This window comes from Aeromicrobium phragmitis (genome assembly GCF_003674095.1).
Taxonomy (GTDB): Bacteria; Actinomycetota; Actinomycetes; order Propionibacteriales; family Nocardioidaceae; genus Aeromicrobium; species Aeromicrobium phragmitis.
In genome coordinates this window covers 244,590-270,471 of sequence record NZ_RDBF01000003.1, presented here as the reverse complement: position 1 = coordinate 270,471, position 25,882 = coordinate 244,590, and the positions used below count along the sequence as shown (strand labels likewise).

The window sequence follows — 25,882 nt, the reverse complement described above, 5'->3', positions numbered from 1 at the left end:
CGTCCCTCGCAACTACTCGACCACCTCCTCGGTCGAGCCGGCCCAGGCGCGGAGTCGATCCAGCGGCCACGTCGTGACGATCCGCTCCGCCGGGATTCCGGCCGCCGCCGCGCGCTCGGCCCCGTAGTCGAGGAAGTCGAGCTGGCCGGGGGCGTGCGCGTCGGTGTCGATAGCGAAGAGACAGCCGGCGTCCAGGGCGATGTCGATGAGACGTTCGGGCGGATCCTGCCGTTCGGGCCGCGAGTTGATCTCGACGGCCACGTCGTGCTCGACGCACGCCTGGAACAGCGCCGTCGCGTCGAACTGCGACTGCGGCCGCTTGCCTCGGCTGCCTTCCACCAGGCGGCCCGTGCAGTGCCCGAGGATCCTGGTCCGGGGGTGCTCGATCGCGCGGATCATGCGGCGCGTCATGGGACCGGGGTCCATCCGCAGCTTCGAATGGACGCTCGCCACCACGATGTCGAGCCGGTCGAGGAGGTCGTCGTCCTGGTCCAGCCGGCCGTCCTCGAGGATGTCGACCTCGATGCCGCTGAGCAGCGACAGGTCCTCGGACTCGTCGTTGATGGCGTCCACGACATCGAGTTGGGCACGCAGACGATCGGCGCTCAACCCGTTGGCCACCGTCAGTCGCGGGGAATGGTCGGTAAGCGCGACGTACTCGCGCCCGCGCCAGCGCGCCGCACGCACCATCTCTTCGATCGGCGAGCCGCCGTCGGACCAGTCCGAGTGCGTGTGGAGGTCGCCGCGCAGCCGCGCACGCAGTTCCCGGCCGCCGACGGCGAGCGGCCCGTCGTTTCGGGAACGGAGGTCGGCCAGATAGGCCGGCACACCACCGGCGAGCGCCTCCTCGACGACGGCGAGCGACTTCGGGCCGATCCCCTTCATCCGCGCCAGTTCGCCGCGCTCGGCGCGGCGAGCCACCTCGTCCGGGCCCAGCGGCGCCAGGACCGTCGCCGCGCGCCGGAACGCCTCGACCCGATACGACGTGGCCCGCTCACGCTCGAGCCAGAAGCCGATCTCGCGCAGGGCGTCGACGGGATCCATGTCCGCATCGTGCCATCAGGGCACGCCACGCGCCTCGCGATGGTGTGATGGAGACATGACCGACGACGTGATCGCTCGCCATGTCATCGTCCGCGGGCAGGTCCAGGGCGTGTTCTTCCGTGCCTCGTGCGAGCAGGAGGCACGCCAGGCCGGGGTCGACGGCTGGGTCCGCAATCTCTCGGACGGCAGCGTCGAGGCGATGTTCGAAGGGCCGGCCGCGGCCGTGCAACAGCTGATCGACTGGTGCCATACCGGCCCTCCCCGCGCCGCCGTCGAGGCGGTGGAGGTGGACGAGTGTCAGCCGACCGGCGCCACGGGATTCTCCACCCGCTGAGCCAACCGCTAGAAGCCGAGCTTGCGAAGCTGCTTGGGGTCGCGCTGCCAATCCTTGGCGACTTTGACGTGGAGGTCGAGGTACACCGGGGTTCCGAGCAGCCGCTCGATCTGCTGACGCGAGGTCGCGCCGATCTCGCGCAGCCGGGCGCCCTTCTTGCCGATGATGATGCCCTTCTGGCTGTCGCGCTCCACGTAGACGTTGACCCGGACGTCCAGCAACGGCTTGTCGGCGGGCCGGTCCTCGCGGGGAACCATCTCCTCGACCGTGACGGCGAGTGAGTGCGGCAGTTCGTCGTGGATGCCTTCGAGCGCGGCTTCGCGGACGATCTCGGCGACGAGAGTCTCCTCCGGCTCGTCGGTGAGCTGTCCCTCCGGGTAGAACGCCGGGCCCTCGGGCAGAGCCGCGAGGAGCAGATCGGCCAAGAGCCCGACCTGGTCACCGGCGACGGCCGACACCGGAACGATCTGCGCCCACTCGATGCCTTCGTCCTGGCCGGCCTGGGCGATCGCTTGCAGGTGTTGGGCGAGCCGCTCGGGAGAGACGAGGTCGGTCTTCGTGGCGATCGCGAACATCGGTTTGCGCCGCAGCGAGGAGAGCTCTCGCACGAGGAAGCGGTCGCCGGGACCTATCCGCTGGTCGGCGGGGAAGCACATGCCGACGATGTCGACTTCGGACCATGTCGAGCGCACCAGGTCGTTGAGCCGCTCCCCCAGCAGCGTGCGCGGCTTGTGCAGGCCCGGGGTGTCGACCAGCACGAGCTGACCGTCGGGACGATGCACCAGTCCGCGCACGGCGTGGCGTGTCGTCTGCGGCCGCGAGGAGGTGATCGCGATCTTGTCACCCACGAGCGCGTTGGTGAGCGTCGACTTCCCCGCGTTGGGACGGCCCACGAAGCAGACGAAACCGGAGCGGAAGACCTCGCTCATCAGGCGTCCAGGACGGTGTCGACGGTGCCGGTGGCGTCGGCGACGATGACGGGGACACCGGTACCGCCGAACTCCGCGACCGTGTCGGTGCGGATCGGGACGTCACCCTCGGTGACGACCGCCGCGGCCTCGAGACCCTTGGCGCCCGAGGACACGGCCATCGCGACGGCGAGGTCCAACGCCGAGAGCTTGAGCGAGTCCATCGCCACCGTCGACGCCGTGTAGGTACGGCCGTCGAGGTCACGCACTGCCGCGCCCTGCGAGACCGCGTTGCGCGCTCTCGTGGCGCGGGCGAGCGTGACGAGTTTGGCGTCTTCAGCGGACAAGTCCATGAGGTGAAGGGTAACGGGCGACCCCGGCTACTCTCGCATCGTGCGCGTCGCTCTCGTCCAGTCCGCCAGCCTCCGCGGCGACGTCGTCGCCAACGTCGCCCACCACGTCGAGTGGATCGAGCGCGCGGCAGGGGTCGGAGCTCAGCTCGTGGCCTTTCCTGAGCTGTCGCTGACCGGGTACGAGCTGGATCTCGTCGCCGTCGCCCCGTCCCTCACCGTGACCGAGGACGACCCGCGTCTGGAACCGATTCGCCGGGCCTGCGCCGCCGCCGGCATCACCGCCGTCGTCGGCGCGCCGGCCCTGCTCGACGGACGACGGCGACTCGCCGCGGTCGTCATCGACGGCGAGAGCACGCGCAGCTACGCCAAACGACGACTCTTCGGCCGCGAGGCGGACGTCTTCACACCGGGGACCGAGCCGCTCGTGCTGACGTTCGGGGACGTGCGAGTCGCACTCGGGGTGTGCGCCGACCTGGGCGCGGCTGGACAGGTCGACGAGACCGCTCGGCTCGAGGCCGACGCCTGGGTACTCGGTTCACTCGTGTCCGCGGAGGGATACGAGCTCGAGGCTCAGCAGGCGGCCGACGCTGCCGGCCGGATCGGCGGGGTCGTGGCGTTCGCCAACCATGCCGCGCCCACGGGCGGCTGGACGCCGGCCGGGCGCAGCGCAGCCTGGCGCGAGGGCAGCCGGCTCGCTGCCGCCGAAGGGCGAGACGAGAGCTTGGTGGTCTTCGAGCTCACCGCTCGGGAGACTCGCCGTCCACCGAGTCGGCACGACTGACGAGTACCCGGCCGATGCGGTTACGCCGTCCGGCGGGCGCCTGTGCCTCGAACCGCAGGCCGTCGATCTCCACCACGCTGCCCGGAATCGGCACCTTGCCCAGATACTTGGCCATCAGACCGCCGACGGAGTCGACGTCGTCGTCCTCGACCGGCGTGCCGAACAGTTCCTCGAGGTCGTCGACCTCGAACCGGGCGCTGACCCGCCAGGAGCCGTCCGAGAGCCGCTCCCGCTCATCCGGCTCGGTGTCGTACTCGTCGGTGATCTCGCCGACGATCTCCTCCAGGATGTCCTCGATCGTCACCATGCCGGCGGTGCCGCCGAACTCGTCGACCACGATCGCCACGTGCGTGCGCTCGGCCTGCATCTCCCGCAACAGGTCGTCGACCTTCTTCGTGTCCGGCACGAACATGCAGGGCCGGCTGATCGAGTCGACCTTCTCGGTGGTCTCGGCGACGTGATTGTCGAAGACGCGCTTGGTGATGTCCTTGAGGTAGGCCATGCCCACGACGTCGTCGAGGTTCTCCCCCACGACCGGTATCCGCGAGTAGCCGCTGCGCAGCGCGAGGCTCATCGCCTGGCGCAGGGTCTTGTGCTGCTCGATGAAGACGAGGTCGGTCCGCGGCACCATGACCTCGCGCACGATGGTGTCGCCCAGTTCGAAGACGGACTGGATCATGCGCGACTCGTCGCTCTCGATCACCGCCGAGGCGGCAGCGAGGTCCACGAGTTCGCGGACCTCGACCTCGGAGGCGAACGGACCCTCGCTGAATCCCTTACCCGGCGTCAACGCATTACCGACGAGGATGAGGAATTTGGGCAACGGTCCGAGCAGCGCCGTGAGCACGATGACGGGCCAGGCGGAGGCGATCGCGATGCGTTCGGCGTGCTGCTTGCCGACCGTCCGGGGACCCACGCCGATCGCCACGAAGCTCACCACCGCCATGATCGCGACCGCGATGAGGACGTTGCTCCACAGTCCCTCCACCTGGTCGGCGATGACGGCGGCGACCAGCACGATGCTCGCCGTCTCGGCGAGGATGCGCAGCAGCAGGACGGTGTTGAGGTACGGGGCCGGATCCTCCAGGATCGTGCCCAGCCGTTTGGCTCCGGCACTGCCCGACTCCGCGAGCTCCTCCGCGCGGGCGCGAGAGAACGACGAGATGGCCGCATCGATGCTCACCAGGACGCCGGCCACCACGGCCAGGACCACGGCGAGCACCAACGGCGTCACGGTCACGGCGCGTCAGGGTCCTTTCCCGCGGCCGTCTCGTGCCACTCGACCAGGAGACGGCCCTGGATGCCGAACATCTCGGCGTGCTCCTCCGGGGTGGCGTGGTCGTACCCCATGAGGTGCAGCATCCCGTGCACGGTCAGCAGCGCGATCTCGTCGTCGCGGTCGTGACCCGCGGCAGGCGCCTGCTGCTCGGCGACCTGCGGGCACAGCGCGATGTCGCCGAGGTAGCCCGCATCGTCGTCTTCGTCCGGCTCGGCGCGGCCGGGGCTGAGCTCGTCCATGGGGAAGGAGAGCACGTCCGTCGGCCCCTGCTTGCCCATCCACTGCTCGTTCAGCGTCGCGATGGTGGCCGGCTCGACGAGCCGCATCGTCATCTCCGTCTGGGGATGCAGCCGCATGCGGCGCAGCACGAAACGGCAGAGCCGGGTCAGCGTGGCGACGTCGACCTCGATCCCGGACTCGTTGAGGACATCGACACTCATGCCGGCGCCCCGCGTCGCTCAGGCTCGCTCATGAGCTCCCTTGACGTCGCGACGACCCGGCCTCGTAGGTGTCGTAGGCCGCGACGATGCGCCCGACCAGCTTGTGCCGGACGACGTCGTTGCTGGTCAGTCGCGAGAAGTGGATGTCGCGCACGTCGCCGAGGATGCCTTCCACGACCCGCAGCCCGCTGGTGGCACCGCCGGGAAGGTCGACCTGCGTGACGTCGCCGGTCACGACCATCTTGGAGTTGAAGCCCAGTCGGGTGAGGAACATCTTCATCTGCTCGGCGGTGGTGTTCTGTGCCTCGTCGAGGATGATGAACGCGTCGTTCAGCGTGCGGCCGCGCATGTAGGCCAGCGGCGCGACCTCGATGACCCCGCTGGTCAGCAGCTTGGGGATCGACTCGGGGTCGAGCATGTCGTGCAGCGCGTCGTAGAGCGGCCGCAGGTAGGGATCGATCTTCTCGCTCAACGTGCCCGGCAGATACCCGAGCCGCTCGCCCGCCTCGACCGCCGGCCGGGTCAGGATGATGCGGGTGATCTCCTTGGCCTGCAGTGCCTGCACGGCCTTGGCCATGGCGAGATAGGTCTTGCCCGTTCCGGCCGGACCGATGCCGAACACGATGGTGTGCTCGTCGATGGCGTCGACGTAGCGCTTCTGGTTGAGCGTCTTGGGCCGGATGGTGCGGCCACGGTTGGACAGGATGTTGAGGCTGAGCACCTCGGCGGGACGCTCCTGGGTCTCGGTGCGCAGCATCGCGATGCTGCGCTCGACCGTCTCGCGGCTCAGCGACTGCCCGGTGCGCAGGATCGTGACGAGTTCGTCGAGCAGTCGCTCGACGAGGGCGGCCTCGGGCGGTTCGCCCTCGACCGAGATCTCATTGCCACGGGCATGGATGCGCGCCTCGAAGGAGTCCTCGATGAGGCGCAGGAACTCGTCGGCAGGACCGAACAGGGCCACTGCCGGGACGCTCGACGGCACGGTGAACACGTGGCGAGCGCGAATGTCATCAGTCATACGGTCTCCAGTCTACGTGCCCGCGCACTCGCGCGTCGCCATTCGCGCCATACCTCGGGCGGTGGGGTTCCACCTCACGGACCCGTGCGGGGTGCGTGGACAACGCATCAGGCGCGCGGACACGTTGCCCGTTGCCGCCGCACCGCTCGCCGGCGAGAGCGGCGAGCTCAGGCCAGGAAGAGCTTCGAGACGTCGACGCCGGCGAGCACGTGAGCGTGCGCGTGGAAGACGGTCTGGCCGGCCTCCGCACCGGTGTTGAACACGATGTTGTAGTCCTCGTAGCTCTCCTGCCGCGCGACGACCCGGGTCTGTTCGAGCACCTCGGCTGCGACGGCCGGTGACGCTGCGGCGAGGCTCGCGATGTCGGGCTGGTGTTCGCGGGGAATCACCAGCACGTGCACCGGCGCCTTGGGGTTGATGTCGCGGAAGGCGACGGTCTGGTCGGACTCGGCAACGATCTCGGCCGGGATCTCTCCCGCGGCGATCTTGCAGAACACGCAGTCTGAGGCCATGGCGTCAGTGTACGAACGCCGGCAGATCCCTCGCCTCCTTGCGTCATACGTTCTGTGGGCTGCCGACCTCGAAAGGTATGACGCAAGGACGGGTGAGGGCCGCGCGACGTCACTTGAAGGCGTCGCGGATGCGCCCGAAGACGCCGCCTCGGTGGGCGTGGCTCACGACGGTCTCGGGACGTTCCTCGTCACGGAGCCGGGCGAGGTCGAGGAGCAGTTCGCGCTGCCGCTCGTCCAACCCGGTGGGCGTCTCGACGACGACCTGGACCACGAGATCGCCCCGCCCGCTGCCGCGCAGGCGCGTGACGCCCTGGCCGCGAACGATGATCGTCTCCCCCGACTGCGTGCCGGCGGGCACGTCGATCGGAACGGTGGCGGGCGACGAGTCGGCCAGGTCGGCACGCTCGGACTCCAGCGTCGGGATCTCGACGCGGGTCCCGAGCGCGGCCGCCGTCATGGGCACCGTGACCTGGCAGGCCAGCTGATCGCCCTTGCGGGTGAAGATCTCGTGCCGCTGCACGCGGACCTCGACGTAGAGGTCGCCGGCCGGACCACCGCCGGGGCCGACCTCGCCTTCGCCCGCGAGCTGGATGCGGTTGCCGTCGTCGACGCCGGCGGGAATGTTGACCGTGATGCTCCGGCGAGCCCGGACACGGCCGTCCCCGCCGCACTCCTGGCACGGATCGGGGATGACCGTGCCGAAACCGTGGCACGTGGGGCACGGACGCGAGGTGCGAATGTCGCCGAGCAGCGAACGCTGCACGGACTGGACTTCGCCGTGCCCGTGGCACGTCCCGCAGGTGACCGGCTCAGAGCCCTCGCGAGCGCCCGAGCCCGCGCACACGTCGCAGACGACAGCCGTGTCGACCTTGAGTTCGCGGGTGACGCCGAACGCCGCGTCGGCAAGCGTGATCGCCACACGCAGGAGCGCATCGGAACCGCGTTGCACCCGGGAGCGGGGACCGCGTGAGGACGCGCCCTGGCCGAAGAACGCGTCCATGATGTCGTCGAAGCTGAAGCCCTGGCCGAATCCGCCGCCCATGCCGCGGCCGCCGAACGGATCGCCGCCGCGATCGTAGACCGCGCGCTTCTGCGGGTCGGAGAGCACCTCGTAGGCCTGCGAGACCTCCTTGAAGCGCTCCGCGGCATCCGGCGCATCGTTGACGTCCGGGTGCAACGTGCGGGCGAGCTTGCGGTACGCCTTCTTCAGTTCCTCGGGCGTCGCCTGACGCGTCACACCCAAGAGTTCGTAGTAATCCTGTGCCATGTCTCTTCCTCAGCCGTCCGCGAGGATCCGGCCGACGTAACGGGCGACCGCACTGACGGCGGCGATCGTCCCCGGGTAGTCCATGCGGGTGGGTCCGACGGTACCGAGCGTCGCCAGGATCTCCGCGTCCGACCCATAGGGGCTGGAGACGACGGCGGTCCCGGCGAAGCCTTCGTGCCCGGTCTCCGAGCCGATCCGGACCCGCGGATGCTCGGTAGGACGCGGCCGGCTGGCCTCGCCGAGCAGCTTCAGCAGGACGACCTGCTCCTCCAGCGCCTCCAGCACGGGGCGGATGGCGGTGTCGAAATCGGTACCGAAACGGGCGAGGTTGGCCGTCCCGCCCACGGCGATGCGCTCGTCGGAGCGTTCGTTGGAGAACGTCTGGCTGAGCGTGGTGACGATGCTCGTGACGATGGGCCGGTCACCGGGGGCGAAGCTGCCGATGATCTCGGCGAGGTTGAGCGAGGCCTCCGGCAGCCGCTCGCCCACCGTCGCCCGGATGATCCGCGATCGCAGATCGGCCACGAGCTCCTCGTTCGGCGTCTCCTCGAGTTCGACGATGCGTTGCTCGACGCGTCCGCTGCTGGTGATGACGACCAGGAGCACGCGCGCCGACTCCAGCGCGACGAGCTCGATATGGCGCACCGTGGACCGGGTCAGTGACGGGTACTGCACGATCGCCACCTGGTTGGTGAGCTGAGCGAGCACCTTGACGCTGCGCTGGATGACGTCGTCGACGTCGACGGCACCGGCGAGGAACGTCTCGATGGCGCGCCGTTCGGCCGACGACATCGCCTTGACGGTGGCGAGCCGGTCGACGAACATCCGGTAGCCCTTGTCGGTCGGAATGCGACCAGCGCTCGTATGCGGCTGGGTGATGTACCCCTCGTCCTCGAGCGTGGCCATGTCGTTACGGATCGTCGCCGGCGACACCCCCAGGTGATGGCGCTCCACGAGGGCACGCGATCCGACGGGTTCTTGTGTGGCGACGTAGTCCTCGACGATGGCGCGCAGCACCTCGAGCCGACGTTCCTCGGACATGATCGTGCTCACCTCCCCGTGTCGCACTGGCACTCGCGGATTTCAAGTGCCAGTCTAGCGAGGTGGTCGATCTCGAGGTGCGCGACGACGGCGCGATCGCGGTGAGCTCGCAGGACGAGACCCTGCTGTACACGCCCTACCGGGTCACCGCCCCCGACGGCTCCGTGATCGCCCACGAGTCGCGAGGAGGCTCCCTCGCCGGCGCCTGGGCCACGCAGCTCGGGACGGCATTCGTGGAGATCGCGTTCCTCGGCGACGGACCCGAAGGCGGGGAACTCGCGATGGTCGTGACCGAGGACGGCACCACCCAGGTGGCGCTCGGCGCCCTCGTCACCGACGACGTACCCGCCGACGTGCCTCCCAGCTGGCCGGCTGCCATCGACCTCGCCCTCGGGCTCATCGCCGACACCACGCTCGATGCGGGCTCCAAGGACGACGTCGAGCGGTTCCACCAGCGACTCCTGGAGATCGTCCATGGGCTCTGACCGCTACGGCCAGGACGTGCTGTCCGGCGACTGGCGCCGTCCTCCCCGCGGCCGTTCGACCGAGCTGGCCGCCGATCCGGGTCTCGTCGTCGAGGAGGCCACCACCGGCTTCGTCGGAGAGATCACCCGGGTGGAGCGCGACCTCGGGGTCGTCGAACTGGAGGACCGCCGCCTGCGCCGCAAGACGTTCCCGCTCGGGCCGGGCTTCCTCCTGGAGGGCAAGCCGGTCGTTCTCGTCGCACCCGCCCGCGCCGTTCCCGCGGCATCCACCCGCACCGCGTCGGGCTCCCGCGTCGTGGCGGATTCCCGCGCCAAGGTCGCGTTGCCGAGCCGGATCTACGTCGAGGGGCGGCACGACGCCGAGCTCGTCGAGAAGGTGTGGGGCGACGACCTCCGCGCCGAGGGCGTCGCCGTGGAATACCTGGGCGGCATCGACGACCTCGCCGCCATCGTGGCGGACTTCGCGCCCACCGCCGAGCGGCGCCTCGGTGTCCTCGTCGACCACCTCGTTCCCGGTTCCAAGGAGTCGCGCATCGCCGAGCAGTTCAGCGCTCATCCGCACGTCCTGGTCGTCGGCCATCCGTACGTCGACGTGTGGCAGGCGGTCAAGCCCGAGCGACTCGGTGTGCAGCAGTGGCCGACCGTCCCGCGCGGGACCGACTGGAAACGGGGCATCTGCTCCGCGTTCGGCTGGCCGCACGCGGAGCAGGCCGACATCGCCCGCGCGTGGAAGCACATCCTGTCGCGGGTGCGGACCTACACGGACCTCGAGCCCGCCTTCCTCGGCCGGGTCGAGGAACTCATCGACTTCGCCACCGTGGGGTGACCGGGCGCTACGTCAGTTCACGGACGACGTGATCGGCGAGAAGCCGGCCGTCGAGGGTGAGTACGACGCGGTCGCCGCGCGGTTCGAGCAGGCCCTGGGCGATCAGCGGTTCCGGATCGCCCGCCAGTGCGCTTCGCTCGATGCCCTCGCGCAAGCGGATGCGCAGCATGACGTCCTCGAGCCGACGTGACGCGGCATCGAGCCGCTCGCCCTCCATGCGCGGCGACACGCCGTTCGCCGTCCGCTGGGCGTAGGCCGCGGGATGTTTGACGTTCCACCAGCGCTCGCCGGCCACGTGGGAGTGAGCGCCCGGCCCGATCCCCCACCAGTCGCCGCTGTACCAGTACCCGAGGTTGTGCCGACAGCGCCCGGCGTCGTCACGAGCCCAGTTCGACAGCTCGTACCACTGGAGCCCGGCCTGGGAGAACAGCTCGTCGGCGAGGACGTACTTGTCGGCGGTCTCGTCGTCGTCGGGCATCGTGACCTGACCGCGACGGACCTTGCGAGCGAACGCCGTGCCCTGCTCGACGATGAGCGCGTAGGCGCTGATGTGGTCGGGCTCCATCGCCAGTGCGTCCTCGACCGTGCGGCGCCAGTCGTCCACGCTCTCGGTGGGGGTGCCGTAGATGAGGTCGACGCTGACCTGCTCGAAGCCGGCCTCGCGCGCCCAGTGCACCGCCTGCGGCACCCTCGCCGGGTCGTGGGTCCGGTCGAGCATCGCCAACACGTGGGGCACGGCCGACTGCATGCCGAACGAGATCCGGGTGAAACCGCCTTCTCGCAGCTCGGCCAGCGAGGCGGGGGTGACGCTGTCGGGATTGGCCTCCGTCGTCACCTCCACGCCGGGCGCGAAGCCGAAGGCGTTCTCCATGCCGCGCAGCATGCGGACGAGCTCGGACGAAGCCAGCTGTGTGGGCGTCCCTCCGCCGACGAAGACCGTGTCGATCCGCCGTTCCCCCACCGCTTCATGTGCGAGGGCGATCTCGGCGAGCGCCGAGTCTGCGTACTGCGCCCGCGTCGCGCCCTCGCCCAGTTCGTCGGACGTGTAGGTGTTGAAGTCGCAGTATCCGCATCGCACGTCGCAGAACGGCACGTGGAGATAAAGGCCGAAGGAGCGACCCCACTCCCTGGCGGTCGCTCCTTCGGCGGTCACGCGAGCCAGCCTAGCGGCCGGCAGCAAGACCCTCAGGCGGTGTAGAAACCGTCGAGGATGTCCTTGTAGTTCTCCTCCACGACGCGCCGCTTGACCTTCAGGCTCGGCGTGATCTCGCCCGACTCGACCGACAGATCGTGGTCGAGGATCGCCCACTTCTTGATCGTCTCCCAGCGGTTCAACTTGGTGTTGAGCTCGGCGATATAGCCCTCCATCTCCTGCTGCATCTGCGGCGAGGAGACGACCTCCGCGTACGGCTTGCCGGTCATGCCGTGCTGCTGCGCCCAGCCCTCCACGGCGTCGGGGTCCAGCGTGATGAGCGCGGAGCAGAAGTTGCGCTCACTGCCGTGCACGACCATCTGGCTGGCCAGCGGGCAGACCGCCTTGAACATGCCCTCGATGTGCGACGGCGCGACGTACTTGCCGCCCGAGGTCTTGAACAGGTCCTTCTTGCGGTCGGTGATGGTCAGGAAGCCGTCAGCGTCGAGGTGGCCGATGTCACCGGTGGCGAGCCACCCGTCCTCGGTGAGCGAGGACGCCGACTCGGCCTCGAGGTTGTGGTAGCCGCGCATGACGCCGGGCCCCTTGATGAGGACCTCGCCGTCCTCGGCGATCTTGACCTCCGTGCCGGGCATCGGCAGGCCCACCGTGCCGATCTTGAAATCGTCGGGGTGGTTGACGAATGAGCCGGCCGAGGTCTCGGTCAGGCCGTACCCCTCGAGCACCAGCACTCCGGCGGCGTGGAACCACTCGGCGATGTCACTCGACAGGGCCGCGGCGCCGGAGATGAAGAATCGGACCCGCCCGCCGAATCGCGCGCGGATCTTGGTGAACACGAGCTTGTCGGCGATCGCGTACTGGATCTTGAGCGGAGCAGGGATCGTCTTGCCGGCGCGCTCGAGGCGGGAGTGCTGCAGGCCCACCTTCTCGGCCCATCGGAAGAGCTTGAGCTTGACGCCGCCCTCCTCCTCCATCATGCCGACGATGCGGCCGTAGGCCTTCTCGAAGATACGCGGAGCGGCACCCATGAAGGTCGGCTGCACGACCGCGAGGTTCTCGACGATCTTGGGGACGCGGCCGTCGATCGCGGCCGGGAATCCGACCTGGAGCTGGGTGGTGAGGAGCACCTTGCCGAACGAGTGCGCCATCGGCAGCCAGCGGAACTCCAAGTCGTCGACGGAGAGGAATCCGCCGGCCGCGACCGCCGCGCCCTCGTACGTCCAACCGTCGTGGCTCAGCCGGACGCCCTTGGGGCGGCCCGTGGTGCCGGAGGTGTAGATGAGGGTGGCGAGGTCGTCGGGCTGTGTGGCTGCCACCCGGTCCTGGACGATCGTCGGGTGGTCCTGGAGGTGCTTCTCGCCGATCGCCTCGAGCTCGGTCAGGCCGATCACCCAGTCACCGTCGGTCTGGCCGTCGAACGTCACGACCTTGGCGACGCTGGGCAGCTCGGACCGCTTCTCGCGGAGCTTGGCGATCTGCTCGTCGTCCTCGGCGAACACGATCCGGCTGTCGGAGTCGGCCAGGATGTACTCGACGTCGTCGGCCACCGTGGTGGGGTACACCGTCGTGGTGGCCGCGCCGGCCGCGTTGACGGCCAGGTCGGCGAGAATCCACTCGTAGCGGGTGTTGGACGCGATCGCGACACGCTGCTCGCGCTCGATGCCGAGCGCGATGAGGCCGGCCGCGAGCTTCGTGACATGCTCGCCGGCCTCGGCCCAGGTGATGGACTGCCAGTTCTCGTTGGCGTCGGGGAATCGGAACGCTTCTCGGCTACCGGACTTCGCGACGCGGTCGAAGAACATCTCGCCCACGTTGCGGGCGCGGTTGTTGACGATCTCGAGCTGTTCGGGCGTGGCAGTGGCAGCGGACATCGTGCTCCTTCACCAGGGGGTTGTGGTGTGGATCACCCTAACCCATCGGGCGCACTTCCCACAGTGCTTTCCCGACGGGTGAAAGGACGTGGCGCCGCGTTTCAGGACGACTTGGGCTCGCTGGTGGACAGCGCGGCGATGAACGCCTCCTGGGGAACCTCGACACGGCCCACCATCTTCATGCGCTTCTTGCCTTCCTTCTGCTTCTCCAACAGCTTGCGCTTACGGCTGATGTCGCCGCCGTAGCACTTGGCGAGCACGTCTTTGCGAATCGCGCGGATCGTCTCGCGGGCGATGATGCGCGCTCCGACGGCGGCCTGGATCGGCACCTCGAACTGCTGACGCGGGATCAGCTCCTTGAGCTTGCCCGCGAGCGCGACACCGTACGAGTACGCGCTGTCGCGGTGGACGATCGCACTGAACGCGTCGACGATCTCACCCTGCAGCAGGATGTCGACCTTGACGAGGTCCGCGGCTTGCTCGCCGGACGGCTCGTAATTGAGCGAGGCGTAGCCCTTGGTCCGCGATTTCAGCTGATCGAAGAAGTCGAACATGATCTCGCCCATGGGAAGCGTGTACCGGATCTCGACGCGGTCCTCGGACAGGTAGTCCATGCCCTGGAGCTTGCCCCGCCGGGCCTGGCAGAGCTCCATGATCGCGCCGATGTAGTCGGCGGGAGCGAGGACCGTGGCGTCGACGATCGGCTCGTAGACGTTGGCGATCTTGCCGCTCGTGGGGTACTCGCTCGGATTGGTGACGACGACCTCGCTGCCGTCCTCCATCTCCACGCGGTAGACGACGTTCGGCGCCGTGGAGATGAGGTCGAGATTGAACTCACGCTCGAGCCGCTCGCGCACGATCTCCAGGTGGAGCAGTCCGAGGAAGCCGATACGGAAGCCGAAGCCCAGCGCACCGGACGATTCCGGCTCGAACTGCAGCGCCGCGTCATTGAGCTGCAGCTTCTCCAGCGCATCGCGCAGCGTCGGGTAGTCGTCGCCGTCGATCGGATAGAGCCCGGAGAACACCATCGGGTTGGGGTGCTGGTAGCCGCCGAGGGGTTCGGCGGCGGGCTTGCCCGCCGACGTGACGGTGTCGCCCACGCGGGACTGCCGGACCTCCTTCACGCCGGTGATGAGGTACCCGACCTCGCCGACACCGAGACGCCTCTCCTTGAGCGGCTCGGGGCTGATGACGCCCACTTCGAGCATCTCGTGGACGGCCCCGGTCGACATCATCTTGATCCGATCGCGATGACTGAGGCTGCCGTCGACCACGCGGACGTAGGTGACCACACCGCGGTAGGTGTCGTAGACCGAGTCGAAGATCAGGGCGCGAGCCGGGACGTCGGCGTCACCCTCGGGCGGCGGCACCTGGTCGACGATGACGTTGAGGAGGTTCTCGACGCCCTCGCCGGTCTTGGCCGAGACACGCAGGACATCGTCGGGATCGCCGCCGATGATGCCGGCGATCTCCTCGGCGTACTTCTCCGGCTGCGCGCCGGGCAGGTCGATCTTGTTGAGGACCGGGATGATGTGCAGATCGGCGTCCAGTGCCAGATAGAGGTTCGCGAGCGTCTGCGCCTCGATGCCCTGAGCGGCGTCCACGAGCAGGATCGCGCCCTCACAGGCCTCGAGGCTGCGGCTGACCTCGTACGTGAAGTCGACGTGCCCGGGGGTGTCGATCATGTTGAGCACGTACACCGTGCCGGCGTCGTCGCCGGTGCTCTTGGCGAACGGCATGCGCACGGCCTGGCTCTTGATCGTGATGCCGCGCTCACGCTCGATGTCCATCCGATCGAGATACTGGGCGCGCATCGCACGCTCGTCGACGACGCCGGTGTGCTGGAGCATGCGGTCGGCGAGTGTGGATTTGCCGTGGTCGATGTGCGCGATGATGCAGAAGTTCCGCAGCAACGCGGGGGGCGTGGAGCCGGGTTCCGGGCCCAACATGGAGGTCACCTACCGTCTACCAGACCAACGCGATCACGATGTTCACCACGACCAGGCCCGCGACGACGTGCGCCATCGGATTCGGGGCGGGCTTCTTCTGCTGGGTGAACGCCAGAACGGTCGCGATCAGCGCCACGAGCAGCTTGATCCCGATCTTGACGTGATTCGGGTCGCCGTCCTTGACATCGGTCATCTCCCACAGCGCCACCAGGATCAGACCGGTGACGAGAGCACCCGCGATGCTGTGGGCGATCCCCGGCGCGACCCGCGGTGCACGGATGTCGCGCAAGTACACCACGAGGGCGGCGGCCCAGCACACGATGTGCAGGACGAGGAGGACGGTGTAAAGAATGGACACGTCGACCATCCTAGGGGTCGCCTCGATTTGAGTCGGCGCCCCTGCGGCTGGTATCGTTGACGATCGCGTGTTCGACCGCGCCTCAAGCCGGCCGGCCGCGACCACCGCGTCACCCGTCGTTTCATGAGAGAACAGGTTTTGCCCCGTGGCGAACATCAAGTCGCAGATCAAGCGCAACCGTCAGAATGAGGCTGCGCGCCAGCGGAACAAGTCCGTGCGTTCGGCTCTGAAGACCTCGGTCCGCCGCTTCAACGAGGCCGTCGAGGCCGGCGAGCTCGACAAGGCTCAGGAGCTCGCCCGCGAGACCAGCCGCCGGCTGGACAAGGCCGCCTCCAAGGGCGTCATCCACAAGAACCAGGCCGCGAACCGCAAGTCCGCGATCGCCAAGAAGGCCGCTGCGCTCTGACGCACCCGCGCTGACACGATGCCCGCTCCCCCGAGGGAGCGGGCATCGTCGTTTCTGGCGACCCTGAGGTCAGGCGCGCTGGCGAGCGGCAGCGACGCGCAGGATCATCCGCTCGATCGCATACCCGGGCTCGGAGCCACCGCCTTTGACCTCGACGTCGGCATCGGCGACCGCGTCCATGGCGCGTCGCAGACCTTCGCTGTCCCACGAGCGCAGCTGCTGACGCAGCGCGCGAATCTTGAACGGCGGTGCGCCGACCTGCGCGGCGAGGTCCTGATCGCGCAAGCCGCCGGGGGCGCTGGCGAGAGAGGCGAGCTGACGAAGCCCTGCAGCGAAGGCCGAGGTGATGAGCACCGGAGCGACCCGCGCGGTCTCGGCCCACCGGGCGCGTTCGAGTGCGTTGGCGAGTTGCCCGGCGATGGCCGCGTCGGCGATCTCGTAGCCGCGGACCTCGGCCCTGCCGCCGAAGTACTGTCGGACGATCGCGCCGGTGATCGGGGCGCCGGGTTCGGTCGTCACGGTGAGTTGGTCGAGCGCGCCCGCGAGCGCACGCAGATCCTGTCCCACGGAGGTGACCAGTAGCCCGGCGGCCTGCTCGTCCATCGAGCGACCGAGGTCGCGGGCTTCGGTGCGCACCCACGCGATGTAATCGCGCTCATACTTCGGCGGCTGCACCTTGATCTCATGGACGGCCGCCGCCTTGCGCAGCTTGTCGAGCACGCCCTTGCCCTTGTTGCCGCCGCCGTGCACCAGGATGACGGCCACGTCCGGCTGCGGCTCGCCCGCGTAGGCGAGCAGCTCGACGGCCGCCGCCTCGGGGAGGTTCTCCAACTCGGTGAGCACGAGCGCAGTGGAGGCGGAGAACAGCGAGGGGCTCGTCAGCGCGGCGAGCTCGCCGGCGGCGACGCCCCCACCCACAGCCTCGGTGAGCTCGACATCGGCCTGTTCCTCGCGCACGGCCCGCACCGCGCGTACGCGGGTGCGCTCGGCCAGGAACTCGGCATTGCCGGTGATGAGAAGGATCTTGCCGAATGCCGTGGCCACGCCTCGAGGATAACGACGGCGACCGACACGTCCGTCACGGCGTGACGGCACGCAGATCGTCACCGTCGCGGACGACCGCGACGTCGCCGTGCAGGTCGGTCCGCCACCACCGGATACCGTGATCGCGCAGGAGTCGGAGCGCTGTCGCGGTGGGATGGCCGTAGTCGTTGTCGGCCCCGGCACTCACCGTCGCCACTCGTGCTCCGGTGCGCGCCACGAACTCCGCCGACTGGTCCGCGCTGCCGTGATGAGCGACCTTGAGGACGTCCGCCGTGATGTCGGTCGTTCGCATCGCCCGGCGCTGGGCCTCCTCCCCCAGATCGCCCGTGAACAGCACCCGCACTCCGTGCACCGTGACCCGCTGCAGCAGGCTGACGTCATTGCGTTCGGCAGGCGCGACATCGTCGCTCAGGGCGGGCCAGAGAGTCTCCAGCGTCACGTCCCCCAGGCGGATGACGTCACCGGGAGCGGTGGTGGCGCGCGGGACGCCGGGGATCTCAGGACCGCCTGACGGTCCGACGAGGACCCGGTCCACCGTGCGGCCCCGGATCGCTCCACGCCACCCAGCGACGTGATCGGCGTCGGCGTGACTGAACACCAGCACCCGGATGCGGTGGATACCCAGACGCCGCAAGCACCGGTCGATCGGTCCCGGCTCCATCCCGACGTCCACCACGAGCGCTTCGCCGGGCGCCGTGGGAACGACGCTGGCATCCCCCTGCCCGACATCGCAGGCGATCACGACCGCGTGCTCGGGCGGCCAGCCGGTCTGCGGAGGGCGCAGGATGCCGAGCAGCAGGCCGACTGTCAGCCCGGCGGCGATCAGGGGCCGGCGCGCGACGGCAAGGATGACCGCCACGACGAACGGCATGAGCAGGGCGAGCACCCACCATGGCCGCGCCCACGCTACCGCCGCGCCGTCGAAGGACGCCGAGTGCCGCCCGGCCGCCACGATGACGGACGCGGCCGCCACCGCGAGCGACCCGCACACCCGGGCCAGGGGCTCGATCACGAGCGCCAGCAGGCCGCCGAGCAGCCCGAGTACCGTCGCCGGGGCGACCGCGGGCGCGGCCACCACGTTGGCGACGACCGCGACCAACGAGACCTCGCCGGAGATCGCCGCGATCGTCGGGATACAGGCGAGATGGGCGCTCAAGGGCACGGCGATCGCCATCGCGACCCACGAAGGCATCCACCGCTCCAGGCCGAGCGTGAAGGGCGGCCCGAGGACGACGATGCCGCTCGTGGCGCACACCGACAGGATGAAGCCGGCCTCCCGGCTCATCCAGGGGTCGAGGAGCAGGACGGCGATGACCGCCCAGGCGAGGGCACGGAGCCCGTCGCGGGTGCCGCGGCCCATCGCGACCACTGCCACCGTCCCCATGATCGCGGCCCGTTGGACGCTCGGCTCGGGACGCGCGACGAGCACGAAGACCACGATCGCGACCAGTGCCGCGGCCAGCACCACCCCGCTGCGTCTCGTCCGCCGGACGAGCAGGAGCACCGCGCCGAGCACGATCGTCAGGTTGCTCCCCGAGACCGCGGTGAGGTGGGTGAGACCGGCACGCTGGAAGTCGTCGCGCAGCGCGTCATCGACGCCCGACACGTCGCCGCTGACGAGAGCCGGGACGAGGCCGGCGGCCGGCCCGTCGTGGTGCGCGACGGCGGCGCGGATGCCTTGCCGGACACGTTCACTCGCCTCCCACCACCACGGACCGTCGCGGACCGGGCTGATCCGGGTCACGCTGATGGTCGCGACCTCGTCGGAGCGTTCCGCCGGGGCCAGCCGGCCTTCCATGACCACCCGTCGGCCCACGACGAGCTCCGTCGGCTCCGTGCGGACGAACGCCGTCGCCCGCGCTCGTGTGCGCACCGCTCCGGCACTGCTCTGCGCCTCGCGGACCAGCACGGGGACGACGGCCGCCGCCTGCCCGAGTTCGCCGAAGGTGCGGGCGTCCTCTCGCACCTCGACATGAGCGGTCACGTGACGCCCCTCCTTCGCCCAGCTGCGGAGCGGATCGACGTCGACGACGGCGAGTCGAAGCGCCGCCCCCAGACAGATGAGCGCGAGCACGAGCAGCGGGAACGCGATGACCGGGCGGCGGTGGACGAGGGCGGCGACGATCAGCACGGCAGCCGCCAGCAGCATCGGCGCCCGCGCAGCATGGGCAACGGACCACGCGGCGCCGGCCCACGCGGCCAACGCCGCCGGTACGACGCGCAGGTCGTGGCCCAGTCGAGCCCCGGAGATCGCTGCCGCCGCGCTCATTGCACGACGACGTGATCGCGAAGCTCGGCCAGCGTGGCCTCCCCGATGCCCTTGACGTCGAGCAAGTCGTCGACGCTGCGGAACGGTCCGTTCTCGCTACGCCAGTCCAGGATCGCTGACGCGGTCACGGGACCGATACCGGGGAGTTCCTCGAGCGCCGGCTGATCCGCCCGATTGAGGTCGAGCGCTCGCCCCTCCGCTCCCCCGGTTCCCCCCGCCACCGGCGGTGGCGTGATGCCGACGAGCAACTGCTCACCATCGGTGAGCTCGCGGGCCATGTTCAACGAGGTCGTGTCGGGTTGACCGACAAGTCCACCGGCCGCCTCGATCGCCTCATGGACTCGGCTGCCGGGCGGCACTGTCACGATGCCTGGGCGAGCGACGGCGCCGACGACGTCGATCACGAGCTCCTTCGCCGGCGCGCTACTGGGCTCGGCCGACGGTTCGATCGCGACAGGTTCGTCGATCGTCTCCGGGCGGCCGGCGAGCACCCACCAGCCGACCAGGACGAGGACCGCGACCCCGGCGATGCCCAGGAGTGCGAGGTGGCGATCGCGGAGCCTCGCGTGTCGTGGCCCGGGCGGCTCGCCCTCCGCGGGGTCGTCCTCGGGCTGCCATTGAGCGTCGAACGCCGCGGCGAGCTCGGCGAGCCGACGACGTGCGACCTCCGCACGCGTCTCCTCCGGAGCTGGACCTCGAATCACGCCGATGACGCTAGGCGCGATGTGACCTCGGGGTCAGGTGACGGCGGACCGGTTGTGGACGAGCCGATGGTGTGGACGTGCCGGCCCCGTCAACGTTCCGTCACCGTGACCGCGATCATCCCCGGCCCGACGTGAGCACCGATGTCGGCGCCGACCTCGTCGACGGGAACACGGTCCCATCCCCAGGCCTCGGCGAGCTGGGCCGCGACGTCCTCGGCTCGCTCGCGAGCTGCCAGATGCTGCACCCCCGCGACGAAGCCCCCCGGGAAACGGTCCGTCGCCTGCCGTGCCAGTTCCACGACCCGGGCGAGCGCTTTGGACGCCGTGCGCACCTTCTCCAGCGGGACGACCTCTCCGTTGCGCACCGTGAGGATCGGCTTCACCGCCAGCGCCGACCCGATGACCGATGCGGCGACCCCCACCCGGCCACCCCGCTTCAGGTACTCGAGGGTGTCGACGTACAGCAGCACGGTCGACCGCTCCCCCGCCTCGCGAGCCGCCGCGACGATCTCCGCGCTCGACGCGCCCAGATCGCGCAGGCGCGCCGCAGCCGCGGCCGCGAACCCCGTGGCGATGCCGACCTGGCGGGTGTCGACGAAGTGGACCGGCACGGGGCAGCGCGCGGCCGCGATCCTCGCCGAATCGATCGTTCCGGAGACCTTGGAGCTGAGATGGACCGAGACGATCTCAGTGGCCCCGTCGGCGACCAGACCCGCGTAGACCGCCGAGAACGTCTCCGGCGACGGGCGCGAGGTGCTGACCTTGACCTTCGCGGTGAGCGCCTCGGCGATCCGGTCGGCCGAGATGTCGACGCCTTCGGTGAAGACCTGGGAACCGACGACGACGGTCGTCGGCACGACGGCGATCTTCTCGCGGCGCGCGTCGCCGGGATCGAGCGACGCCGTCGAGTCCGTGACGATCGCAACGGTCATGGCGTCACCTTATCCACCCGCCTCCCCGCCGGCGCGGTGTCCGGGGCGGAGTCAGACGACGACGTTGACGAGCTTGGGCGCCCGCACGATGACCTTGCGGATCTCGCGTCCGTCGATCGTGCGCACGACGTTCGGCTCGGCGAGCGCCAGCGCGGTCAGCTCGTCGTCCGACACGTCCGGGCTCACCTGGAGCTTGCCGCGGACCTTGCCCTGCACCTGCACGACGCAGGTCACCTGCGCGGCCACCAGGTACTGCGGATCGGCCTCCGGATACGGCGTATAGGTGATCGTCTCCGCGTGCCCGAGCCGCTCCCACAGCTCCTCGGCGAGGTGCGGCGCGAACGGCGCGAGCATCTGCACGAGCGGCTCGATCGCCGCGCGCCCGGTGACCGATTCCTTGGTCAGATGATTCGTCAACTCGATGAGCTTGGCGATCGCGGTGTTGAACCGCAACTCCTCCATGTCGCCGCGCACGCCGTCGATGGTGCGATGCAGCACGCCCAACGTCGCCGGCGCCAGCGCGTCGTCGGTGACCTTGACGCCTCCGGTCTCCTCGTCCACCACGAGGCGCCACACGCGCTGCAAGAACCGCTGCGAGCCCACGACCGCGCGCGTCTCCCACGGCCGGGACACGTCGAGCGGGCCCATGCTCATCTCGTACACGCGGAAGGTGTCGGCGCCGTAGGCCTCGTACATCTCGTCAGGGGTGACGACGTTCTTGAGCGACTTGCCCATCTTGCCGTACTCGCGCTCAACGCGTTCGCCGTTGTACCAGTACGTGCCGTCCTCAGCCTCCGTCACCTCATCGGCGGGTACATACGTGCCACGCGCATCGGTGTAGGCGTAGGCCTGGATGTAGCCCTGGTTGAACAGCCGGTGGAACGGCTCCTCGCTGCTGATGTGTCCCAGGTCGTGCAGCACCTTGTGCCAGAACCGGGCGTACAGCAGGTGGAGGACGGCATGCTCCACGCCGCCGACATAGAGATCCACGCCGCCGGTCGCACCCGGCGTGCGCGGACCGAGCCAGTACTCCTCGTTGACCGGGTCGGTGAGCCGATCGGGGTTGTGCGGATCGGTGTACCGCAGTTCGTACCAGCTCGAGCCCGCCCAGTTGGGCATCGTGTTGGTCTCGCGCCGATAGGTCTTCGGGCCGTCGCCGAGGTCGAGCTCGACCTCGACCCAGTCGTGCACGCGCGCCAGCGGCGGCTCCGGCTCGCTTTCGGCGTCGTCGGGCGCGTAGGTACGCGGCGAGTAGTCGGGAACGTCGGGAAGGTCGACCGGCAGCATGCTCTCGGGCAGCGCGATCGGCACGTCGTTTTCGTCGTAGACGATCGGGAAGGGCTCACCCCAGTAGCGCTGGCGGCTGAACAGCCAGTCGCGCAGACGGTAGGTCGTGGTGCCCTCACCCTGGCCCTTCTCCTCCAGCCAGGCGATGATGCGCGACTTGGCGTCGGCGACGGTGAGGCCATCGAGGCTGACCTCGTCGTTCGCGGAGTTCACCGCGACGCCGTCACCGGTGAACGGGAGCGTGTCCTCGCCTTCGCCCTGCACGACGCGCGGGGTGGGCAGGCCGAACGACTCGGCGAACTCGAAGTCGCGCTCGTCGTGACCGGGCACGGCCATGATCGCTCCGGTGCCGTAGCCCATCAGGACGTAGTCGGCGACGAACACGGGAATGCGCTCCCCGTTGACCGGATTGATCGCGAACGAACCGGTGAAGACGCCGGTCTTCTCCTTGTTCTCCTGACGCTCGACGTCGGACTTGGCCGCGGCCGCCGTCCGGTAGTCGGCGATCGCCTCGGCCGGTGTCGCCGCTCCGCCGGTCCAGCGGGCGTCCGTGCCCTCGGGCCAGACCTCCGTGGTCAGCGCCTCGACGAGGTCGTGCTCGGGCGCCAGCACCATGTAGCTCGCGCCGAACAGGGTGTCGGGACGGGTCGTGAAGACGACGATCGGCTCATCGATTCCCGGGACCTCGAACTGAACGTGCGCTCCGTGCGAGCGGCCGATCCAGTTGCGCTGCATGAGCTTGACGGGTTCGGGCCAGTCCACGCGGTCGAGATCGTCCAGCAGCCGATCGGCGTAGGCCGTGATGCGCATCTGCCACTGCTTGAGGCTGCGCCGGAACACCGGGAAGTTGCCGCGCTCGCTGCGGCCGTCGGCGGTGACCTCTTCGTTGGCCAGCACCGTGCCCAGACCGGGCGCCCAGTTGACCGGCGCCTCGCTCAGATAGGCCAGGCGGTAGCCGTCGATGACATCGGCACGTTCCTTGGTCGAGAGGTCGGCCCACACGGCGCCACCAGGGACGTCGCGCGCGCCGTTCTCGAACTCGGCGATCAGCTCGGAGATCGGCCGGGCGCGGTCGAGATCCTCGTCGTACCAGGCGTTGAAGATCTGCAGGAAGATCCACTGCGTCCAGCGGACGAAGTCCGGATCGATCGTCGCGAACGACCGGCGCGGGTCGTGCCCCAGACCCAGGCGGCGCAGCTGGCGACGCATGTTGGCGATGTTCTCCAGCGTCGTCTCACGCGGATGGCGGCCGGTCTGCACCGCGTACAGCTCAGCCGGAAGGCCGAACGCGTCGTACCCGAGGGCGTGCAGGACGTTGTCGCCTCGCATGCGTCGATAGCGTCCGACGACGTCGGTCGCGATGTATCCCAGCGGGTGACCGACGTGCAGACCGGCCCCCGAGGGGTACGGGAACATGTCCATGATGAAGTATTTGGCGCCGTCGACTCGCGGGCTCGCGTCGTCCGCGGCGAGGTCGCCGACGGGGTTGGGCGCGTCGAACGTTCCCTCGGCCTCCCAGCGGTCCTGCCAGCGCAACTCGATCCGCTCGGCGAGCGCGCTGGTGTAGCGGTGGCCGGATTCGGTCATGGGCGCGGAGTGCTGCGGGGACGTGGTCACCGGTCAATGCTAGCCAGCGCGCTGCGTCCACCTGGAGACAGGACGAGCTTCGGCCTCATGAGTCCTCGACGATGATGGGTCGCCAGCGCGCCCACGCCCCGAAGATCGCGGCCGTCACGAGCAGGGCGATGCCCGTCCACAGGTTCACGTGGAAGCCGTCGCCCTTCGCGAGATCCTCCTCGGACGTGAAGAACAGGCCGACGACGACGAGGACGACGCCGTAGAAGCCGAGCAGACCGCCGATGATGTAGCGGATGTCGAAGGCGCCGGCGGTCTTCTTGGTGGTCGGTTCGCTCATGATGGGGTCCTAGAAGATCACGTTGAAGATGACGACGATGACCAGCGCGATGCCGGCCAGCTTGGTCGGTGACTGGTACCACGGCATCGTCGACTGGTCGGGGTCGGTCAGCGACTCCTTCGGCGTCAGCGAGTACACCAGGCCGACGAGCTGCTTCTCAGGCTTCGGCACCGTGACGGTGGTGACGGCGACGCTCACCGCGATATCGACCACGAAGGCGGCACCGGCCGCGGCGAAGCTCGCGCCCTGACCGCTGAACGGGAGCACACCGAGGCTCAGCCCGCCGAGCGCGTCCTGGCTGAGGACGGCCACGGCGACCGCCGCCAGCGTGCCGGAGACCAGACCGGTCCAGCCCGCCGTGGGCGTCATGCGCTTCCAGAACATGCCGAGGATGAAGGTGGCGAACAACGGGGCGTTGAAGAACCCGAACAACGTCTGGAGGTAGTCCATGAGGTTGCTGTAGTTCGAGGCGATGAAGGCCGTTCCGATCGCGATCACGGTGGCGGCGACGGTCGCGAGACGCCCGACCAGCGTGTAGTAGTCGTCCTCGCGGTCCTTGACCACATACTGCTGCCACAGGTCGTAGCTGAAGACGGTGTTGAAGGCGGAGATGTTGGCGGCCATACCCGCCATGAACGATGCGAGGAGTCCGGCGATCGCGATGCCGAGCATACCGTTGGGCAGCAGGTCGCGCATCAGCAGCAGGATCGCGTCGTTGTACGTGACTCCCTCGACCGCGTCACCACCCTTGAGAGCCGCCAGCTCGGGCACGATGATCGCCGCGATCATGCCGGGGATGATGACGACGAACGGGATGAACATCTTCGGGAACGCGCCGATGATCGGAGTGCGCCGCGCGGCCGAGATCGAGTCGGCCGCCATGGCTCGCTGGACCTCGACGAAGTTCGTCGTCCAGTAGCCGAACGACAGCACGAAGCCGAGCCCGAAGACGATGCCGACGACCGACCAGAACGGATTGTCGATGCCCGTGAGATCGGTGCCGGGCCACGAGCTGAGTTGCTCCGGGCCGGGTTGGATGCGCTCGCGGAGGCCGTCCCAGCCGCCCACCTTGTGCAAGGCGATCGTGGTGAGCGGGACGAGCGCCGCGACGATGACGAAGAACTGCAGCACCTCGTTGTAGATCGCCGCCGACAGTCCCCCCAAGGCCGTGTAACTGAGCACGATGATCGCGGCCACGACGAGCGAGACCCACAGCGGCCAGCCGAGCAGACGGTTGACGATGGTCGCGAGCAGGAAGAGATTGATGCCGGCGATCAGCAACTGGGCGATGGCGAAGCTCACCGCGTTGACGAGATGGGCGCCGGTACCGAACCGCTTGCGCATGAACTCGGGGACGCTGCGCACGCCCGAGCCGTAGTAGAACGGCATCATCACGACGCCGAGGAACAACATCGCCGGCACGGCACCCACCCAGAAGTAGTGCGCCGTCGCCATGCCGTACTGGGCGCCGTTGGCCGACATCCCCATGATCTCGACGGCACCCAGGTTCGCGGCGACGAAGGCCAGGCCCGTGACCCAGGCGGGAAGGGACCGGCCGGAGAGGAAGAAGTCGATGCTGGACGAGACTTGCCGCCGCGCCAGGAGGCCGATGCCGAGGACCACCGCGAAGTACGCCACCACGATGAGGTAGTCGACGACGTTCGCGTCCAGACGGAACGTCGAGTCTGCTGCGATCACAGTCGGTG

25 protein-coding genes are annotated in these 25,882 nt (G+C 69.1%); 5 read left to right on the top strand and 20 right to left on the bottom strand.

Features of this window, described 5'->3' with window-relative positions; all coding sequences use genetic code 11:
- Nucleotides 1-12: 12 nt before the first annotated feature.
- Complete coding sequence (locus tag D9V41_RS06015) at nt 13-1,044, bottom strand: PHP domain-containing protein (RefSeq protein ID WP_121793627.1); 1,032 nt, start codon at nt 1,042-1,044, stop codon at nt 13-15.
- Nucleotides 1,045-1,099: 55 nt separating this feature from the next.
- Between D9V41_RS06015 and D9V41_RS06010 the strand changes: the two genes are divergently transcribed.
- Nucleotides 1,100-1,378, top strand: a complete 279-nt coding sequence (locus tag D9V41_RS06010; protein ID WP_121793626.1) for an acylphosphatase — start codon at nt 1,100-1,102, stop codon at nt 1,376-1,378.
- 8 nt (nt 1,379-1,386) lie between these two features.
- On the opposite strand, the gene era is transcribed toward D9V41_RS06010, so the two are convergent.
- Complete coding sequence (gene era, locus D9V41_RS06005; protein ID WP_121793625.1) at nt 1,387-2,307, bottom strand: GTPase Era; 921 nt, start codon at nt 2,305-2,307, stop codon at nt 1,387-1,389.
- On the bottom strand, nt 2,307-2,639 hold the full coding sequence (locus D9V41_RS06000) for a cytidine/deoxycytidylate deaminase family protein (RefSeq protein WP_121793624.1): 333 nt from the start codon (nt 2,637-2,639) through the stop codon (nt 2,307-2,309). Before D9V41_RS06000 ends, era begins: the two co-directional genes overlap by 1 nt.
- A gap of 40 nt (nt 2,640-2,679) precedes the next feature.
- Here D9V41_RS06000 and D9V41_RS05995 point away from each other — a divergent pair, with 40 nt between their 5' ends.
- Nucleotides 2,680-3,420 (top strand): carbon-nitrogen hydrolase family protein, encoded by a 741-nt coding sequence (locus tag D9V41_RS05995; RefSeq protein WP_166375934.1) that lies wholly within the window; start codon nt 2,680-2,682, stop codon nt 3,418-3,420.
- Here D9V41_RS05995 and D9V41_RS05990 read toward each other — a convergent pair.
- From D9V41_RS05990 to hrcA, 6 genes are all read right to left on the bottom strand, one after another.
- A complete protein-coding gene (locus D9V41_RS05990) occupies nt 3,377-4,660 on the bottom strand; it encodes a hemolysin family protein (RefSeq protein WP_121793622.1) in 1,284 nt (427 codons plus the stop codon). The two genes, D9V41_RS05995 and D9V41_RS05990, sit on opposite strands and share 44 nt — an antisense overlap.
- Nucleotides 4,657-5,139: an rRNA maturation RNase YbeY gene (gene ybeY / locus D9V41_RS05985; RefSeq protein ID WP_121793621.1), complete on the bottom strand. Its 483-nt coding sequence runs from the start codon at nt 5,137-5,139 to the stop codon at nt 4,657-4,659. The genes D9V41_RS05990 and ybeY overlap by 4 nt, the downstream gene beginning before the upstream one ends.
- Before the next feature lie 28 nt (nt 5,140-5,167).
- The gene (locus tag D9V41_RS05980; protein WP_121793620.1) at nt 5,168-6,157 is read right to left on the bottom strand and encodes a PhoH family protein; all 990 of its coding nucleotides are present in this window, start codon (nt 6,155-6,157) and stop codon (nt 5,168-5,170) included.
- Nucleotides 6,158-6,324: 167 nt separating this feature from the next.
- Entirely contained in the window at nt 6,325-6,669 is a 345-nt protein-coding gene (locus D9V41_RS05975; RefSeq protein WP_121793619.1) for an HIT domain-containing protein, read from the bottom strand.
- Nucleotides 6,670-6,778: 109 nt separating this feature from the next.
- Nucleotides 6,779-7,936 carry a molecular chaperone DnaJ gene (gene dnaJ / locus D9V41_RS05970; protein ID WP_121793618.1) on the bottom strand — a complete coding sequence of 386 codons (1,158 nt, stop codon included), beginning with the start codon at nt 7,934-7,936 and terminating at the stop codon, nt 6,779-6,781.
- Between the two features lie 9 nt (nt 7,937-7,945).
- A complete protein-coding gene (gene hrcA / locus D9V41_RS05965) occupies nt 7,946-8,977 on the bottom strand; it encodes a heat-inducible transcriptional repressor HrcA (protein ID WP_121793740.1) in 1,032 nt (343 codons plus the stop codon).
- Between the two features lie 62 nt (nt 8,978-9,039).
- On the opposite strand from hrcA, the gene D9V41_RS05960 reads away from it, so the two are divergent.
- Both D9V41_RS05960 and D9V41_RS05955 read left to right on the top strand, forming a co-directional pair.
- On the top strand, nt 9,040-9,462 hold the full coding sequence (locus D9V41_RS05960) for a hypothetical protein (protein ID WP_121793617.1): 423 nt from the start codon (nt 9,040-9,042) through the stop codon (nt 9,460-9,462).
- Entirely contained in the window at nt 9,452-10,288 is an 837-nt protein-coding gene (locus D9V41_RS05955; protein WP_121793616.1) for a DUF3097 domain-containing protein, read from the top strand. The genes D9V41_RS05960 and D9V41_RS05955 overlap by 11 nt, the downstream gene beginning before the upstream one ends.
- 7 nt (nt 10,289-10,295) lie before the next feature.
- Here the strand turns inward: D9V41_RS05955 and hemW are convergent, their stop codons facing one another.
- From hemW to D9V41_RS05935, 4 genes are all read right to left on the bottom strand, one after another.
- Nucleotides 10,296-11,441 carry a radical SAM family heme chaperone HemW gene (hemW, locus tag D9V41_RS05950; protein ID WP_243697167.1) on the bottom strand — a complete coding sequence of 382 codons (1,146 nt, stop codon included), beginning with the start codon at nt 11,439-11,441 and terminating at the stop codon, nt 10,296-10,298.
- A gap of 32 nt (nt 11,442-11,473) precedes the next feature.
- On the bottom strand, nt 11,474-13,312 hold the full coding sequence (locus D9V41_RS05945) for an AMP-dependent synthetase/ligase (protein ID WP_121793615.1): 1,839 nt from the start codon (nt 13,310-13,312) through the stop codon (nt 11,474-11,476).
- A 101-nt stretch (nt 13,313-13,413) separates the two neighbouring features.
- A complete protein-coding gene (gene lepA / locus D9V41_RS05940; RefSeq protein WP_121793614.1) occupies nt 13,414-15,261 on the bottom strand; it encodes a translation elongation factor 4 in 1,848 nt (615 codons plus the stop codon).
- 16 nt (nt 15,262-15,277) lie between these two features.
- Nucleotides 15,278-15,619 carry a hypothetical protein gene (locus tag D9V41_RS05935; RefSeq protein ID WP_121793738.1) on the bottom strand — a complete coding sequence of 114 codons (342 nt, stop codon included), beginning with the start codon at nt 15,617-15,619 and terminating at the stop codon, nt 15,278-15,280.
- A gap of 145 nt (nt 15,620-15,764) precedes the next feature.
- Here D9V41_RS05935 and rpsT point away from each other — a divergent pair, with 145 nt between their 5' ends.
- Nucleotides 15,765-16,025 carry a 30S ribosomal protein S20 gene (gene rpsT, locus D9V41_RS05930; protein ID WP_121793613.1) on the top strand — a complete coding sequence of 87 codons (261 nt, stop codon included), beginning with the start codon at nt 15,765-15,767 and terminating at the stop codon, nt 16,023-16,025.
- Nucleotides 16,026-16,094: 69 nt separating this feature from the next.
- Here the strand turns inward: rpsT and holA are convergent, their stop codons facing one another.
- From holA to D9V41_RS05895, 7 genes are all read right to left on the bottom strand, one after another.
- On the bottom strand, nt 16,095-17,069 hold the full coding sequence (gene holA, locus D9V41_RS05925) for a DNA polymerase III subunit delta (RefSeq protein ID WP_121793612.1): 975 nt from the start codon (nt 17,067-17,069) through the stop codon (nt 16,095-16,097).
- A gap of 34 nt (nt 17,070-17,103) precedes the next feature.
- Entirely contained in the window at nt 17,104-19,338 is a 2,235-nt protein-coding gene (locus D9V41_RS05920) for a ComEC/Rec2 family competence protein (RefSeq protein WP_121793611.1), read from the bottom strand.
- Nucleotides 19,335-20,042 (bottom strand): ComEA family DNA-binding protein, encoded by a 708-nt coding sequence (locus D9V41_RS05915; protein ID WP_121793610.1) that lies wholly within the window; start codon nt 20,040-20,042, stop codon nt 19,335-19,337. Before D9V41_RS05915 ends, D9V41_RS05920 begins: the two co-directional genes overlap by 4 nt.
- Nucleotides 20,043-20,131: 89 nt before the next feature.
- Nucleotides 20,132-20,974 (bottom strand): DegV family protein, encoded by an 843-nt coding sequence (locus D9V41_RS05910; RefSeq protein ID WP_121793609.1) that lies wholly within the window; start codon nt 20,972-20,974, stop codon nt 20,132-20,134.
- A 51-nt stretch (nt 20,975-21,025) separates the two neighbouring features.
- The gene (leuS, locus tag D9V41_RS05905; protein ID WP_243697166.1) at nt 21,026-23,878 is read right to left on the bottom strand and encodes a leucine--tRNA ligase; all 2,853 of its coding nucleotides are present in this window, start codon (nt 23,876-23,878) and stop codon (nt 21,026-21,028) included.
- A gap of 55 nt (nt 23,879-23,933) precedes the next feature.
- Nucleotides 23,934-24,176: a hypothetical protein gene (locus D9V41_RS05900; RefSeq protein WP_121793607.1), complete on the bottom strand. Its 243-nt coding sequence runs from the start codon at nt 24,174-24,176 to the stop codon at nt 23,934-23,936.
- Between the two features lie 9 nt (nt 24,177-24,185).
- Nucleotides 24,186-25,874 carry a sodium:solute symporter family protein gene (locus tag D9V41_RS05895; protein ID WP_121793606.1) on the bottom strand — a complete coding sequence of 563 codons (1,689 nt, stop codon included), beginning with the start codon at nt 25,872-25,874 and terminating at the stop codon, nt 24,186-24,188.
- Nucleotides 25,875-25,882: the final 8 nt, after the last annotated feature.

What these genes read in the sequence shown, in the direction of transcription:
- D9V41_RS06015 (WP_121793627.1), bottom strand. Translation starts at nt 1,044, where the DNA reads ATGGATCCCGTCGACGCCCTGCGCGAGATCGGCTTCTGGCTCGAGCGT.
- D9V41_RS06010 (WP_121793626.1), top strand. Translation starts at nt 1,100, where the DNA reads ATGACCGACGACGTGATCGCTCGCCATGTCATCGTCCGCGGGCAGGTC.
- era (WP_121793625.1), bottom strand. Translation starts at nt 2,307, where the DNA reads ATGAGCGAGGTCTTCCGCTCCGGTTTCGTCTGCTTCGTGGGCCGTCCC.
- D9V41_RS06000 (WP_121793624.1), bottom strand. Translation starts at nt 2,639, where the DNA reads ATGGACTTGTCCGCTGAAGACGCCAAACTCGTCACGCTCGCCCGCGCC.
- ybeY (WP_121793621.1), bottom strand. Translation starts at nt 5,139, where the DNA reads ATGAGTGTCGATGTCCTCAACGAGTCCGGGATCGAGGTCGACGTCGCC.
- D9V41_RS05980 (WP_121793620.1), bottom strand. Translation starts at nt 6,157, where the DNA reads ATGACTGATGACATTCGCGCTCGCCACGTGTTCACCGTGCCGTCGAGC.
- D9V41_RS05975 (WP_121793619.1), bottom strand. Translation starts at nt 6,669, where the DNA reads ATGGCCTCAGACTGCGTGTTCTGCAAGATCGCCGCGGGAGAGATCCCG.
- dnaJ (WP_121793618.1), bottom strand. Translation starts at nt 7,936, where the DNA reads ATGGCACAGGATTACTACGAACTCTTGGGTGTGACGCGTCAGGCGACG.
- hrcA (WP_121793740.1), bottom strand. Translation starts at nt 8,977, where the DNA reads ATGTCCGAGGAACGTCGGCTCGAGGTGCTGCGCGCCATCGTCGAGGAC.
- D9V41_RS05955 (WP_121793616.1), top strand. Translation starts at nt 9,452, where the DNA reads ATGGGCTCTGACCGCTACGGCCAGGACGTGCTGTCCGGCGACTGGCGC.
- D9V41_RS05945 (WP_121793615.1), bottom strand. Translation starts at nt 13,312, where the DNA reads ATGTCCGCTGCCACTGCCACGCCCGAACAGCTCGAGATCGTCAACAAC.
- lepA (WP_121793614.1), bottom strand. Translation starts at nt 15,261, where the DNA reads ATGTTGGGCCCGGAACCCGGCTCCACGCCCCCCGCGTTGCTGCGGAAC.
- D9V41_RS05920 (WP_121793611.1), bottom strand. Translation starts at nt 19,338, where the DNA reads ATGAGCGCGGCGGCAGCGATCTCCGGGGCTCGACTGGGCCACGACCTG.
- D9V41_RS05910 (WP_121793609.1), bottom strand. Translation starts at nt 20,974, where the DNA reads ATGACCGTTGCGATCGTCACGGACTCGACGGCGTCGCTCGATCCCGGC.
- D9V41_RS05900 (WP_121793607.1), bottom strand. Translation starts at nt 24,176, where the DNA reads ATGAGCGAACCGACCACCAAGAAGACCGCCGGCGCCTTCGACATCCGC.